General features: G+C 69.1%; 11 protein-coding genes. 6 read left to right on the forward strand and 5 right to left on the reverse strand.

All coding sequences use genetic code 11. The features are described from left to right. The first annotated feature begins 4 nt into the window (after nucleotides 1–4). The 5 genes from OO69_RS19880 (at nucleotide 5) to OO69_RS19900 (ending at nucleotide 5,915) form a co-directional block, all read left to right on the forward strand. Nucleotides 5–1,255: an HD-GYP domain-containing protein gene (locus OO69_RS19880; RefSeq protein WP_033282064.1), complete on the forward strand. Its 1,251-nt coding sequence runs from the start codon at nucleotides 5–7 to the stop codon at nucleotides 1,253–1,255. A 104-nt stretch (nucleotides 1,256–1,359) separates the two neighbouring features. Continuing rightward, nucleotides 1,360–2,340 (forward strand): tetratricopeptide repeat protein, encoded by a 981-nt coding sequence (locus OO69_RS19885; protein WP_033282065.1) that lies wholly within the window; start codon nucleotides 1,360–1,362, stop codon nucleotides 2,338–2,340. Nucleotides 2,341–2,502: 162 nt separating this feature from the next. After that, a complete protein-coding gene (gene def, locus OO69_RS19890) occupies nucleotides 2,503–3,153 on the forward strand; it encodes a peptide deformylase (RefSeq protein ID WP_033282066.1) in 651 nt (216 codons plus the stop codon). A 297-nt stretch (nucleotides 3,154–3,450) separates the two neighbouring features. Then, nucleotides 3,451–4,548, forward strand: coding sequence for an epi-isozizaene synthase (gene cyc1 / locus OO69_RS19895; protein WP_199810989.1), 1,098 nt, complete (start codon nucleotides 3,451–3,453; stop codon nucleotides 4,546–4,548). Continuing rightward, entirely contained in the window at nucleotides 4,545–5,915 is a 1,371-nt protein-coding gene (locus tag OO69_RS19900) for a cytochrome P450 (RefSeq protein WP_033282068.1), read from the forward strand. The genes cyc1 and OO69_RS19900 overlap by 4 nt, the downstream gene beginning before the upstream one ends. 16 nt (nucleotides 5,916–5,931) lie before the next feature. On the opposite strand, the gene OO69_RS19905 is transcribed toward OO69_RS19900, so the two are convergent. Beyond that, a complete protein-coding gene (locus tag OO69_RS19905; RefSeq protein WP_033282069.1) occupies nucleotides 5,932–6,894 on the reverse strand; it encodes a GlxA family transcriptional regulator in 963 nt (320 codons plus the stop codon). An 87-nt stretch (nucleotides 6,895–6,981) separates the two neighbouring features. Here OO69_RS19905 and OO69_RS52525 point away from each other — a divergent pair, with 87 nt between their 5' ends. After that, nucleotides 6,982–7,146, forward strand: a complete 165-nt coding sequence (locus OO69_RS52525) for a hypothetical protein (RefSeq protein ID WP_199810990.1) — start codon at nucleotides 6,982–6,984, stop codon at nucleotides 7,144–7,146. On the opposite strand, the gene OO69_RS19910 is transcribed toward OO69_RS52525, so the two are convergent. The 4 genes from OO69_RS19910 to OO69_RS19925 all read right to left on the reverse strand — a co-directional run bounded on the left by OO69_RS19910 (nucleotide 7,124) and on the right by OO69_RS19925 (nucleotide 13,530). After that, on the reverse strand, nucleotides 7,124–7,579 hold the full coding sequence (locus tag OO69_RS19910; RefSeq protein ID WP_033282070.1) for a hypothetical protein: 456 nt from the start codon (nucleotides 7,577–7,579) through the stop codon (nucleotides 7,124–7,126). The two genes, OO69_RS52525 and OO69_RS19910, sit on opposite strands and share 23 nt — an antisense overlap. 127 nt (nucleotides 7,580–7,706) lie before the next feature. After that, nucleotides 7,707–9,791, reverse strand: a complete 2,085-nt coding sequence (locus OO69_RS19915) for a putative Ig domain-containing protein (RefSeq protein WP_033282071.1) — start codon at nucleotides 9,789–9,791, stop codon at nucleotides 7,707–7,709. 296 nt (nucleotides 9,792–10,087) lie between these two features. Beyond that, nucleotides 10,088–11,101 (reverse strand): ribonucleotide-diphosphate reductase subunit beta, encoded by a 1,014-nt coding sequence (locus OO69_RS19920; RefSeq protein ID WP_033282072.1) that lies wholly within the window; start codon nucleotides 11,099–11,101, stop codon nucleotides 10,088–10,090. Then, nucleotides 11,101–13,530 (reverse strand): ribonucleoside-diphosphate reductase subunit alpha, encoded by a 2,430-nt coding sequence (locus tag OO69_RS19925; protein WP_033282073.1) that lies wholly within the window; start codon nucleotides 13,528–13,530, stop codon nucleotides 11,101–11,103. The genes OO69_RS19920 and OO69_RS19925 overlap by 1 nt, the downstream gene beginning before the upstream one ends. Between the last annotated feature and the right edge of the window lie 44 nt (nucleotides 13,531–13,574).

Here is a 13,574-nt window from a genome sequence, read left to right on the forward strand (position 1 = left end):
CGAAATGCCCCTTTCCCGCCCCCCTCTCACCCTCCCCCTCATCCACACCTCCGCCGCCCTCCTCGCCACCACCTCCCTGACCCTCACCCTCTGGACCGGCCTCGAAGAACCCCCCGTCGCCCTCGCCTTCGGAATCCTCGTAGCCGTAGGCGAGTTGAGCCGCTGGAACGGCACGACCGGTCTCAGGGAAACCGCCCCGCTCGGCGCGGCCGGCGCCCTCTCCTACGCCCTCCTCGGAGCGGACGCAGGCCACCCCACCCACCACGGCGTCTTCCAGACCGTCGCCGTGGTCGTCGCCGCCACCCTCGTCGGCTGTGTCCCGCACATCGCCCGCGGCCACAGCCGCACCCCCGACCACATGGCCCGCCGCGTCCTGACGGTCGGTTTCGCGGCGGTCTGCTTCCAACCCCTGTACAACCAGGGGGTGTTCGGGCACTGGGGCGGCCCCGCCTACGCCCTGCTGCTCCTCGCGCTGCTCTCCCTCACCGCCCTGTGCGACGCCGTGCTCGCCGCCGCGCTCGCGCACTCGCGGACCGGGTGGCCGTTCGGGCCGCTGCTGCGGGACGAGCTGCGCGGGGTGCTCGGCATCGGGTCGGCCGTGTGCGCGACCGGTGCGGTGATGGCGCTCGCGGTCGCCGTCGTGGGGCTGTGGGCGCTGCCCGTGTTCTCGCTGCCGCTGCTGCTGACCCAGCTGTCCTTCCGGCGGTACGCGGCCGTACGGGACACCTATCGCCAGACCATCGCCTCCCTCGCTCGGTCCACCGAGATAGCCGGTTACACGCCTGCCGGGCACGCCCGCCGGGTCGCCGCGCTGTGCCAGGCGGTCGGGCGGGACCTGGGGCTGTCCGAGCCCGACCTCACCGTCCTGGAGTACGCCGCCCTGATGCACGACATCGGCCAGCTCAGCCTCGTCGACCCGGTACCGGCCGGCGCCACCGCCGTACTCCCCGCGGAGGAGCAGCGGCGGATAGCCCTGCTCGGCGGCGCCGTCGTACGGCAGACCGGGGTGAGTCCTCAGGTGGCGGCCGTCGTGGAGCGGCAGGCCGACCCGTGCCGGGAGCAGCCGCTGTCCGCGCGGATCGTCCGGGCCGTGAACGCGTACGAGGAGAAAACCCGGGCAGGCGGCCCCGGCGGGCCGCTGCGGGCGCTGGAGGAGCTGCGCCTCGGGACCGCCGGGGACTACGCTCCCGAGGTCGTGGAAGCACTGGCCCGGGTACTGTCCCGGGACTGTCTGACCTTGCCTTCGGCTGGGTAACCCATGGGTAATGAGCGCCCTCCCAGCCGTACGTGGTTGGATGCGAAGAAGAGGGTGTCCGGGGGCAGAGCCAGCCCACTGAACGGAACTGGCAGGCGGGAATCGTGAGGATCTTCGGCAAGGGACGGCACCGGCCCTCCGCCTCCTGGCGGCAGGCCACAGACCGCGCGTTCACGCTGATCGGCGACGGTCGGTACGAGGACGCGGGCGCGCTGCTGACGCGGGCCGCCGATCTGGAGCCCTGGCTGTCCGAGTCCTGGTTCAATCTCGCCCTGCTCCACAAGTTCCGGCACGACTGGGAGCAGGCGCGGGCGGCCGGGCTGCGGGCCGTCGCGCTGCTCGACCGGGAGGCCGGGGCGCCTGACTGGTGGAACGTCGGCATCGCGGCCACCGCGCTCCAGGACTGGCCGCTGGCCCGGCGGGCCTGGCAGGCGTACGGGCTGCGGGTGCCGGGTGGGGTCACCGGGGCGGGTGAGCCGGCCGGGATGGATCTCGGCAGCGCGGCTGTACGGCTGTCTCCTGAGGGGGAGGCCGAGGTCGTGTGGGGGCGGCGGCTGGATCCCGCCCGTATTGAGGTGCTGTCCATTCCGCTTCCCTCGTCCGGGCGGCGGTGGGGTGAGGTCGTGCTCCATGACGGGGTGCCGCACGGGGAGCGGACCACTGCCGCCGGGCACTCGTATCCCGTGTTCGACGAGATCGAGTTGTGGGCGCCGTCTCCTGTGCCTACGTGGGTTGTGCTGCTGGAGGCAGCTGCCGAGGCTGATCGGGACGCGCTGGAGCAGTTGGCGGCGGATGCGGGGTTCGCGGCGGAGGACTGGTCTTCTTCCGTGCGGTTGTTGTGCCGGATGTGTTCCGAGTCCCGGATGCCGTCCGATGAGGGTGACGGGGAGCATCTTGATCCGCATGATCACAGTGAGCCTGGGCATCCTGGGCCGCTGGGGCATCGGACGGATGGGCAGTTGTGGGTGCCGGAGCGGGAGTGTGGGCTTGCGGCTCCGGCGTCGCTGGTTCGGGGGTTGTTGGACGGGTGGGTTGCCGACAGCCCTGACTCCCGGGACTGGCGGGACTTGGAAGAGGTCTGCTGAGGACTTCGTTCGGCCGCGGGTCCGTCGTGGCTGGTCGCGCAGTTCCCCGCGCCCCTAAAGACCGCCCGTGTATCAGCACAGCCCCGCGTCTCCCGAAGAACTCCACGTACCCTGTATCAGCAACTTCTCCCCCCTCTTGGCTTTAGGAAGGCGTTCGTCGGCATGGCGCAGCAGGACACCGATCAGCAGCACGTGGGCGTGCTCCCCGTGGATGACGAGGGGTTTGTCGTCGACACCGAGGGGACCGAGGAGCGTGAGGCGGCCTGGCGGGAGCGGGGGGTCTCACGGGCGATCACGGTCGTCGGGAATCCGGTGCTGCACAAGGAGTGCAGGGACGTCACCGACTTCGGCGCGGAGCTGGAGACGCTGGTGGCCGACATGTTCGCCTCGCAGCGGACCGCGGAGGGCGTCGGGCTCGCCGCCAACCAGGTCGGCGTCGACCTGAAGGTCTTCGTCTACGACTGCATGGACGACGAGGGCAAACGGCACGTCGGTGTCGTCTGCAATCCGAAGCTGGTCGATCTGCCTGCCGACAAGCGGCACTTGGACGAGAGCAATGAGGGCTGTCTGTCCGTGCCCACCGCGTACGCGCCGCTCGCGCGGCCCGACTACGCCGAGGTGACCGGGCAGGACGAGAAGGGCAACCCGATCAAGGTCCGCGGCACCGGCTACTTCGCTCGGTGTTTGCAGCACGAGACCGATCACCTCTACGGCTACCTCTACATCGACCGGCTCTCCAAGCGTGACCGCAAGGACGCGCTGCGGCAGATGGCCGAGAACGAGCCCCGCTACCCCGTGGTCGCCAACGACTGATCCGGCCGACCCCAGCGGTCGACACATCTCCCTTACGTACGGCGTCTGTTCAGGTGTACCTCCCTGACCAGGCGCCGTTCGTCTGTCCCTCGCACATTCGATCGTTTTCGCTCGGGTAGTGATCCAGAATCGGTCACACAAGGGGGGATTCTCGGCACTTGGGGGTAGTGAAGGGAGCAAATCCGTTCCCAGAACGGTCAGTTGTGGTGCTGAATAGGAAGTGCGGGGATACGCAACGGCGCACGCCCGGCACAGCGGGAGGGGCGTGCGCAACTGGCGGCTGAGAGGGGTTTGTTCGTGCCTGCTTTCTCACACAGCACCACATCGGCAACGGCAACGGTAACGACGGCGATCGCGGTTCCACCGTCGCTCTCTCTCCCGGTGATCGAGACGGCGTTTCCCCGGCAACTGCATCCGTATTGGCCGAGGCTCCAGGAGAAGACACGTGTCTGGCTGCTGGAAAAGCGCCTCATGTCGGGGGACAAGGTAAGGGAATATGCCGACGGTCTTTGCTATACGGACCTGATGGCCGGGTATTACCTGGGCGCACCGGACGAGGTGCTCCAGGCGATAGCGGACTACAGCGCGTGGTTCTTCGTCTGGGACGACCGCCACGACCGGGACATCGTGCACCAACGCCCCGACGCCTGGCGGCGGTTGAGGTTCCGGTTGCACGCGGCACTGGATTCACCACGGCACCATCTGCTCCACCCGGATCCGCTGGTCGCGGGGTTCGCGGACAGCGTGACGCGGATCTACTCGTTCCTGCCCGACACCTGGAACGCGCGGTTCGCCCGGCACTTCCACGCGGTCATCGAGGCCTACGACCGTGAATTCCGCAATCGCACCGAGGGGACCGTCCCCACGGTCGAGGAATACCTCGCACTGCGCCGGCTCACCTTCGCGCACTGGATCTGGACGGATCTGCTGGAGGCGAGTGCGGGACTCGAACTCCCGGACAACGTAAGGAAACACCCGGGATATCGGCGGGCGGCACTGCTCAGTCAGGAATTCGCCGCCTGGTACAACGACCTCTGCTCGCTGCCCAAGGAACTCGCGGGCGACGAGGTCCACAATCTCGGAATCAGCCTCATCACGCACGAGGGGCTGACTCTTGAGGAGACGGTCGCCGAAGTGAGGCGCCGGGTCGAGGAATGCATCGCCGAATTCCTCGTCGCGGAACAGGACACCTTACGTCTCGCCGACCGGCTCGACGACGGCACCGTGCGCGGAATGGAATTGAGTGCCGCGGTACGGACCTGCCTCGGCAATATGCGGAACTGGTTCAGCACCGTCTACTGGTTCCACCACGAGTCCGGCCGTTACATGGTCGACAGCTGGGACGACCGGTCCACACCCCCGTACGTCAACAACGAAGCGGCAGGTGAGAAATGACCGTCGAGTCCGTCAAGCCCGCGGCATCCGAGGTACCGGAGCTGCTGGAACCGCCCGTCGCGGGCGGCCGGGTCCCGCTGCTCGGCCATGGCTGGAAGCTGGTCCGCGACCCGCTGGCCTTCATGGCCCAACTCCGCGACCACGGCGACGTCGTGAGGCTCCGCCTCGGCCCCAAGACGGTCTACGCCGTCACCGCGCCCGCCCTCACCGGCGCCCTGGCGCTGAACCCCGAGTTCATCATCGCGGGCCCCCTGTGGGAGTCCCTGGAGGGACTGCTCGGCAAGGAGGGCGTGGCCACGGCCAACGGGTCCCTGCACCGGCGCCAACGGCGCATCATCCAGCCCGCGTTCCGGCTCGACGCGATCCCCGGCTACGGACCGATCATGGAGGAGGAGGCGCACGCGCTCACCGAGCGGTGGAAGTCCGGCGAGGCGATCGACTGCACCTCCGAGTCCTTCCGGGTCGCCGTGCGGATCGCGGCCCGCTGTCTGCTGCGCGGCGACTTCATGGACGAGCGCGCCGAGCGGCTGTGCGTCGCGCTCGCCACCGTCTTCCGGGGCATGTACCGGCGGATGGTGGTACCGGCCGGACCGCTCTACCGGCTGCCCCTCCCGGCCAACCGCCAATTCAACCGGGCATTGGCCGATTTGCATCTCCTGGTCGACGAGATCGTCACCGAGCGGCGCGAGTCCGGTCAAAAGCCGGACGATTTGCTGACCGCATTGCTGGAGGCGACGGACGACAATGGCGACCCGATCGGGGAACAGGAGATCCACGACCAGGTCGTCGCGATCCTCACCCCAGGAAGCGAAACAATCGCGTCCACGATCATGTCGCTGCTCCAGGTCCTCAGCGAACACCCGGAGCACGCCGACAAGATACGCGAAGAGGTTGAATCCGTAACGGGCGGCCGCCCGGTGGCATTCGACGACGTCCGCAAGCTCACGTACACGAACAATGTCGTCGTCGAGACGCTGCGGCTGCTTCCCGCCGTATGGATATTGACGCGGCGGGCGGTCGCCGACACCGAACTGGGCGGCTATCGGATTCCGGCCGGGGCCGACATCATCTACAGCCCCTACGCCATCCAGCGCGACCCGCGTTCGTATGACCGAAACGAGGACTTCGACCCCGACCGCTGGCTTCCGGAACGCTCCAAGGACGTACCGAAGTTCGCCATGAGCCCGTTCAGCAACGGCAACCGGAAGTGTCCCAGCGACCACTTCTCGATGGCCCAACTGAGCCTGATCACGGCGGCGGTGGCGACGAGGTACCGCTTCGAGCAGGTGTCCGGCTCCGACGACGCCACCCGCATCGGCATCACCCTCCACCCGCGCCGGCTGCTGCTCAGGCCGCTGCCGAGGTGAGGTGACCGGCGTACGTTCAGGCGGCTTCCGGGCCCCTGAACGTGCGTCGGTAGGCGTTCGGGGTGGTGCCCAGCGCCCGGACGAACTGGTGGCGCAGGGCGGGTGCGGTGCCGAAGCCCGCCCGCCAGGCGATCGCGTCCATCGTCTCGTCCGTCCCCTCCAGCAACTGCTGCGCCAGCAGCACCCGTTGACGCAGGATCCAGCGGTACGGCGTGGTCCCGGTCTCCTGCTGGAAGCGGCGGGCGAAGGTGCGCGGTGACATGAGGGCACGGGCGGCGAGCTGTTCGACGGTGACCTCCTGGTCGAGGTGCTCCGCCATCCACACCAGCACCTCGCCCACCGTGTCGCACTGCGAGCGCGGCAGCGGCCGCTCGATGTACTGGGCCTGGCCGCCGTCGCGGTGCGGGGGTACGACCATCCGCCGCGCGATGGCGTTGGCGACCTCCGGCCCCTGCTCCTTGCGCACCAGGTGCAGACAGGCGTCGATCCCGGCCGCGGTGCCGGCGGACGTGATCACCGGGTCCTCGTCGACGTACAGCACATCCGGCTCCACGACGACCTTCGGATACCGCCGGGCGAGCAGCTCCGCGTGGTGCCAGTGCACCGCGCACCGCCGCCCGTCCAGCAGCCCGGCGGCGGCCAGCACGAAGACGCCCGAGCAGACGCTGAGCACCCGGGCACCCCGGTCCACGCCCCGTCGTAGGGCATCGAGCAGTTCCTCCGGGTACTCCCGCTCCGCGTAGGTCGCGCCCGCCGGTACGGCGATGAGGTCCGCGGTCTCCAGGCGCTCCAGGCCGTGGTCGACGGTCAGGGAGAAGCCCGCGTGGGTGGTGAGGGTCGGCCCCTCGGCCGAGGCGACCGCGAAGTCGTAGACCGGCAGCCCCTCGTCGCTGCGGTCGAGGCCGAACACCTCGCAGACGACGCCGAGTTCGAAGGGGGCGACTCCGTCGAGCAGGACCACGGCCACGTTTTTCAGCATGCTGCCAGTGTGCGCCTCGACTGGCAGTAAATCGAGGGTGTACGGCAGTCCTGCCACTCACGGTAAGGAGTCAAAAGGACGAGACTCATGTCCATGAACACAGCCATGGACAACCTCATCGCCCTCCTCACCGTCGTCGGCATCCTCGTGGCCGTGACCTTCCCGTCGCTGCTCGGCATCGCGCACGACCGGCGCATCGACCGTCAGATCCGGACCGCCCACCGGATCATCACTTCGACACCACGACGGTGACCGACCATTCCTGAATGCCCTTGCACGAGATCTTGTGCGGGGCGGTCGCGCACAGCGGCCGGGACGACGTGAGCTTCACGGTCCCGGCCGACACCGCCTCGTACGCGTTGCTCGCGTCGCCGGGGCGGATCAGGATCCCGCTGTTGGTGGCCTTCAGACCGCTGCCCACCGTCTTGACCGGCGCCCACGGGCGGCTGGTCGTCCCGTCCAGCAGGATGCGGACGGTGTTGCCGGTCGTCAGACAGAACGTGCCGTTCGTGTCGGTCGCGGCGAGGGTCTCCTTCGCCGTACAGGCCGCCCCGCTCTTGCTCGGCGTGGGGGAGGACGACGGCGACACGGTGCCGCTGCCGGTGTCGGACTTCGTGCCGCAGCCCGCGAGGGCGAGCGCCAGGGTGGCGACGGCGAGGGACGGACCAAGAATCGATCGGCGCATGGGGGGCCTCCTTTGCCCCTTTGACGTGTCACGGACGCATCCGGATCCCTTGTGAGCAGTGAAATATTCGTGGACATGACAGAACCCCGGCCGCTGCGAGACGGCCGGGGTCCAGCTCATGGCAGGGTCAGCTGGTCGTCACGGCGGTGTCGTCGAGGACGAAGCTGGTCTGGAGGGAGGAGTCCTCGACGCCGCTGAACTTCAGCGTGACGGTCGAGCCGGCGAAGGAGGACAGGCTGAAGGACTTCGCGACGTACCCGGTGGCCGCGTTGAGGTTGGAGTAGGTGGCCAGGGTGGTCGATCCGGCGGTGACCGTCAGCTTGTCGTAAGCCGTGCTGGTCGAGGTCTCCGCGGTGTCGACGTGCAGGTAGAAGGTGAACGTCGTACCGGTGCAGCCGCTCGGGATCGTCACCGACTGGGACAGCGTGTCGGTGTGGGTCGAGCCGTAGCCGTCGAGCCAGGCCTTGTACGAACCGGTGCGGGCCGCCTCGCCGGTGTCGTTGGTGATGACACCGCTGCTCGCGGTCCAGGTGGTGTTGCCGGACTCGAAGCCCGCGTTGCCCAGGAGCTGGGTCGAGGTGCAGCTGCCGCCGCCGGAGGTGCTGACCGTCCAGGTGAAGGAGGCCGAGCCGGAGGCGCCGGTGGAGTCGGTCGCGGTCACCGTGACGGCGTAGGTGCCGGCGGTGGACGCGGTGCCGGAGATCAGCCCGGTCGAGCTGCTGATCGACAGGCCGGTCGGCAGCCCGCTCGCGCTGTACGTGAGGGTCGCGCTCGCGCTGTCCGAGGCCGAGATCTGCAGGCTGGCCGTGGAGCCGGTCACCGTGGACTGGCTGCCCGGGTTGGTGACGGTCACCGTGTTGCCCGTGGTGGTGCCGGAGGTGAAGGCGGCGGTGCCGTCCGGGGTGCCCCAGCCGGTCGGGCCGTCGTAGCCGGTGCCCGCGGTGCAGAAGTAACTCGTCGTGCAGGAGCCGTTGTTGCCGCTCGTGACGTCGTACAGGTTGCTGGTGTGGGAGTAGGGGTACTTCGCCGGGTAGTCGCTGGAGCCCGGGGTACCGGCCAGCGCGTAGACGCCCGCGATGATCGGGGACGAGGCGCTGGTGCCGCCGTAGACCGCCCAGCCGGAGCCGCCGTAGGTGTCGTAGACGGCCACGCCGGTGGCGGGGTCGGCCACGGCGGAGACGTCGGCCTCCATGCGCTTGGTGCAGCCCGTGTCGGTCTGCCAGGTCGGCTTCGCGTCGTAGGCGGAGCAGCCGGAGCCGCCGCCCTCGGTGCTGCTGGTCTTCCACACGGACTCGGTCCAGCCGCGGGAGTTGGACGACGTCGACAGGGCGGTGCCGCCAACTGCCGTCACGTACTGGGACGTTGCCGGGTACTCGGCGCCGTAGGCCTCGTCACCGGAGGAGACGGTGATCGCGACGCCCGGGTGCTTGAAGTACGAGGTGTCCTCGCTGGTCTGCGAGGAGGACTCGGAGCCGCCCCAGCTGTTGGAGACGAACTTCGCGCCCAGGGCGACGGCCTCGTTCTCGGCGGCGCCGAGGTTGGCGTCGGTGGCCGAAGTGGCCTCCACCAGGATGATGTTGCAGTTCGGGCAGACCGCGCTGACCATGTCGATGTCGAGCGCTTCCTCGCCCGCCCAGCCGGTGTCGTTCGTCGGCAGGGACGTGGTCGAGCCGGTCTGGCTGACCTGCTTGAAGCAGCCGCTGGCCACCGTGCAGGCCGACAGGCCGAAGTTGGAGCGGTAAGTGGCCAGGTCCGAGGCCGCGTTGGGGTCGTTGTACGCGTCGACCACGGCGACCGTCAGGCCGGAGCCGCCGGTCGAGGGAAGCGCGTACGCGCTGTGCAGGTTGGCCGGGCTCAGCCCGGACACCGCGGCGGCGGCGTCCGCGTGCACGGCGGAGGCCAGTTGCTGCTTGATGTCGGTGCGCCGCTGGGCGAAACAGGACGCCGAGCCGGGGGCCGCGGTCGCGCAGAGGCGCTCGGTCGGCACCTTCTGCCCGGCCTTGCCGGTCGAGTGGACGGCCTGGGCCGCGGGGGCGGTCAGGGCCATGGAGTTCTGGGTGACCTTGGAGACCTGGGCGGACTGGACGGCGGCCTGTGGGGCGGGCTGCGCGTCGGCGGGGGAGGCCGCCACGAGCCCGAAGACGCTGAGGGTGAGGACGGGTACGGCGGCGGTCAGCAGTCTTCGCAGACTCCGTCGGGGCTTTTCACGCATGGGGTACTGCCTCCATCGTGGGAGTGGGGTTCCTCGGCGTGGTGGCAGGCCTGTGACGCGCGTAGCGGCGGCAGATGACGTCGTCATGGGCATGACACTTTGAGCGTCCTGTGGGGCCACTGGTGAATGACATGAACAGGACGGGTGGAACGTAGCCGGGGCGACGAGACCGCGAACAGACGCACCCCATGAACTTTGCCGCTCCATAGAAACTCCATGGACGGCCCATGGAAGCTCCATGGGCCGTCCGCGAAGTAAGAGGCAGATAAAGGGCGGCCGGGGTCGGCCGCGTGGGGCTAGAAGTCCTCGTCCAGGTCGACCGTGCCCTCCACCGCGACCTGGTACGCCGACGGGCGGCGCTCGAAGAAGTTCGTCAGCTCCTGCACACCCTGCAACTCCATGAAGGAGAAGGGGTTTTCGGAGCCGTAGACCGGGGCGAAGCCCAGCCGCTGGAGGCGCTGGTCGGCGACGCACTCCAGGTACTGGCGCATCGAGTCGGTGTTCATGCCCGGCAGACCCTCACCGCACAGGTCGCGCCCGAACTGCAGCTCCGCGTCGACGGCTTCGCGCAGCATGTCGGTCACCTCCTGCTGGAGCTGGTCGTCGAAGAGCTCCGGCTCCTCCTTGCGGACGGTGTCGACCACCTCGAAGGCGAAGCTCATGTGCATGGTCTCGTCGCGGAACACCCAGTTGGTGCCGGTGGCGAGGCCGTGCAGGAGACCCCGGCTGCGGAACCAGTAGACGTAGGCGAACGCGCCGTAGAAGAACAGGCCCTCGATGCACGCGGCGAAGCAGATCAGGTTGAGGAGGAAGCGGCGGCGGTCGGCCTGGGTCTGGAGGCTGTCCAGCTTCTCGACCTCGTTGATCCACTTGAAGCAGAACTCGGCCTTCTCGCGGATGGAGGGGATGTTCTCCACCGCGTCGAACGCGGCCGCCCTGTCCTCCGGGTCGGGGAGGTAGGTGTCCAGCAGGGTCAGGTAGAACTGGACGTGGACGGCCTCCTCGAAGAGCTGGCGGCTCAAGTAGAGCCGTGCCTCGGGGGAGTTGATGTGCTTGTACAGGGTGAGGACGAGGTTGTTGGCCACGATCGAGTCGCCCGTCGCGAAGAACGCGACCAGCCGGCCGATCATGTGCTGCTCGCCCGGGGTCAGCTTCGCCAGGTCGGCGACGTCGGAGTGGAGGTCGACCTCCTCGACGGTCCAGGTGTTCTTGATCGCGTCCCGGTAGCGCTCGTAGAAGTCCGGGTAGCGCATGGGGCGGAGGGTCAGCTCGAAGCCCGGGTCGAGAAGGTTCTTGGCTTCGGTGGTCATTACTGGCAGGCCTCGCAGGACTCGGGGTTCTCAAGGGAGCAGGCGACCGCGTCTTCGTCGGGGGTCAACTGCTGCACCGGGATGGGGGTTTGGGCTTGCGCCTGGGCTGCGCGGGCGATGCGGGTCGCCGGGCGGGAGCGCAGGTAGTACGTCGTCTTCAGGCCCTGCTTCCAGGCGTACGCGTACATCGAGGAGAGCTTGCCGATCGTCGGCGTCTCCAGGAACAGGTTCAGGGACTGGGACTGGTCCAGGAACGGGGTGCGGGCGGCGGCCATGTCGATCAGGCCGCGCTGGGGGATCTCCCAGGCCGTGCGGTACAGGGCGCGCACGTCCTCCGGGATCCAACTGAACGCCTGTACCGAGCCGTTGGCCTCGCGCAGGGCCTCGCGGGTGCGGGCGTCCCACACGCCGAGCTGCTTCAACTCGTCGACCAGGTAGGAGTTGACCTGGAGGAACTCGCCGGACAGCGTCTCGCGCTTGAAGAGGTTCGAGACCTGGGGCTCGATGCACTCGTAGACGCCGGCGATGGACGCGATGGTGGCCGTGGGGGCGATCGCCAGCAACAGGCTGTTGCGCATGCCGGTTTGGGCGATACGTTCCCGCAGCGAGGCCCAGCGCTCGGGCCAGGTCAGTTCCACGTCGTAGTGGTCGGGGTGCAGGATGCCCCGGGCGGTGCGGGTCTTCTCCCAGGCCGGGAGCGGGCCGTTGCGCTCGGCGAGGTCGGCGGAGGCCTCGTACGCGGCGAGCATGATGCGCTCGGCGATCCGGGTGGAGAGGGCCTGCGCCTGGGGGGAGTCGAAGGGGACGCGGAGTTTGAAGAAGACGTCCTGCAGACCCATCGCACCCAGGCCGACCGGGCGCCAGCGGGCGTTGGAACGGCCCGCCTGCTCGGTCGGGTAGAAGTTGATGTCGACCACGCGGTCGAGGAAGGTGACGGCGGTGCGGACCGTCTCGTCCAGGCGCTCCCAGTCCAGCTCGCCATTGGTGACGAACGCGCCCAGGTTCACCGAACCCAGGTTGCAGACCGCCGTCTCGCCGTCGTCCGTGACCTCCAGGATCTCCGTGCAGAGGTTGGAGGAGTGGACCGTGTGGCCCGGCTCGGCGGTCTGGTTGGCGGTGCGGTTGGCCGCGTCCTTGAAGGTCATCCAGCCGTTGCCGGTCTGGGCGAGGGTGCGCATCATGCGGCCGTAGAGGTCACGGGCCGGGATGGTCTTCTTGGCGAGCCCCTGCGCCTCGGCCTTGTGGTACGCCGCGTCGAACTCCTCGCCCCACAGGTCGACCAGCTCGGGCACGTCGGCGGGCGAGAACAGCGACCACTCGCCGTCCGCGTTCACCCGGCGCATGAACTCGTCCGGGATCCAGTGCGCCAGGTTCAGGTTGTGCGTACGGCGGGCGTCCTCACCGGTGTTGTCCCGCAGCTCCAGGAACTCCTCGATGTCGGAGTGCCAGGTCTCCAGGTACACCGCGGCGGCACCCTTGCGCCGGCCGCCCTGGTTCACCGCGGCGACCGAGGCGTCCAGCGTCTTCAGGAACGGGACGATGCCGTTCGAGTGCCCGTTCGTGCCGCGGATCAGCGAACCCCGGCTGCGGATGCGGGAGTACGACAGTCCGATGCCGCCGGCGTGCTTCGAGAGGCGGGCGACCTGGTGGTAGCGGTCGTAGATGGAGTCCAGCTCGTCCAGCGGGGAGTCGAGGAGGTAGCAGGACGACATCTGGGGGTGCCGGGTGCCGGAGTTGAAGAGCGTGGGGGAGGAGGGGAGGTAGTCCAGGCGGCTCATCAGGCGGTACAGCGCGGCTACTTCGTCCAGGGCGCGGGTCGAGTCGTCCTCGGCGAGACCGGCGGCCACGCGGAGCATGAAGTGCTGGGGGGTCTCGATGACCTTGCGGGTGATCGGGTGCCGCAGGAGGTAACGGCTGTACAGGGTGCGCAGGCCGAAGTAGCCGAAGCGGTCGTCGGCCTCGGTGTCGATCAGCGCGTCCAGGCGGGCCGCGTGCAGCGTCGCGAACTCGGCGGTGCGGTCCGCGATGAGGCCCTCGCGGTGGCCCACGGCGACGGACTCGGTGAACGTCGTGACGCCCTGGGAGGCGGCCTCGGCGGCGATGCTGACCGTCAGCAGCCGGGCGGCGAGCCGGGAGTAGACCGGGTCCTCGGAGATGAGGCCGGCGGCCGCCTCCGTCGCCAGCTCGCGCAGTTCCGCCACGTCCGCGTGCGCGGACCGGCCGCGCAACGTGGCGGCGGCGACCCGGCCGGGGTCGGCGTCGGGGAGGTCGGCGGTCAGCTCGGTCAGGGTCCGCAGGATCGCGGTACCGGGGCCGTCGGCGTCCTGAACAACCGCTCCGGGAAGCTCGGTTCCGGGTCCGGTCGCGGTCGCTACGTTCGCCTCGTTCGCCTGGGTCGCTGATGCCGGCTCTGCTGGCGCGATGGTCACGGTGGGGCTCTCCCTCGCTCGGCACGAGGCCTCGCCGAGGGCAG

Source organism: Streptomyces sp. NRRL F-525 (assembly GCF_000716605.1).
Classification (GTDB): domain Bacteria; phylum Actinomycetota; class Actinomycetes; order Streptomycetales; family Streptomycetaceae; genus Streptomyces.

Bases quoted from the DNA above. Each gene is read 5' to 3' on its own strand.
- def (WP_033282066.1), top strand. From the start codon at position 2,503: ATGGCGCAGCAGGACACCGATCAGCAGCACGTGGGCGTGCTCCCCGTG.
- OO69_RS19880 (WP_033282064.1), top strand. From the start codon at position 5: ATGCCCCTTTCCCGCCCCCCTCTCACCCTCCCCCTCATCCACACCTCC.
- OO69_RS52525 (WP_199810990.1), top strand. From the start codon at position 6,982: ATGTCCATGAACACAGCCATGGACAACCTCATCGCCCTCCTCACCGTC.
- OO69_RS19900 (WP_033282068.1), top strand. From the start codon at position 4,545: ATGACCGTCGAGTCCGTCAAGCCCGCGGCATCCGAGGTACCGGAGCTG.
- OO69_RS19905 (WP_033282069.1), bottom strand. From the start codon at position 6,894: ATGCTGAAAAACGTGGCCGTGGTCCTGCTCGACGGAGTCGCCCCCTTC.
- OO69_RS19920 (WP_033282072.1), bottom strand. From the start codon at position 11,101: ATGACCACCGAAGCCAAGAACCTTCTCGACCCGGGCTTCGAGCTGACC.
- OO69_RS19915 (WP_033282071.1), bottom strand. From the start codon at position 9,791: ATGCGTGAAAAGCCCCGACGGAGTCTGCGAAGACTGCTGACCGCCGCC.
- OO69_RS19910 (WP_033282070.1), bottom strand. From the start codon at position 7,579: ATGCGCCGATCGATTCTTGGTCCGTCCCTCGCCGTCGCCACCCTGGCG.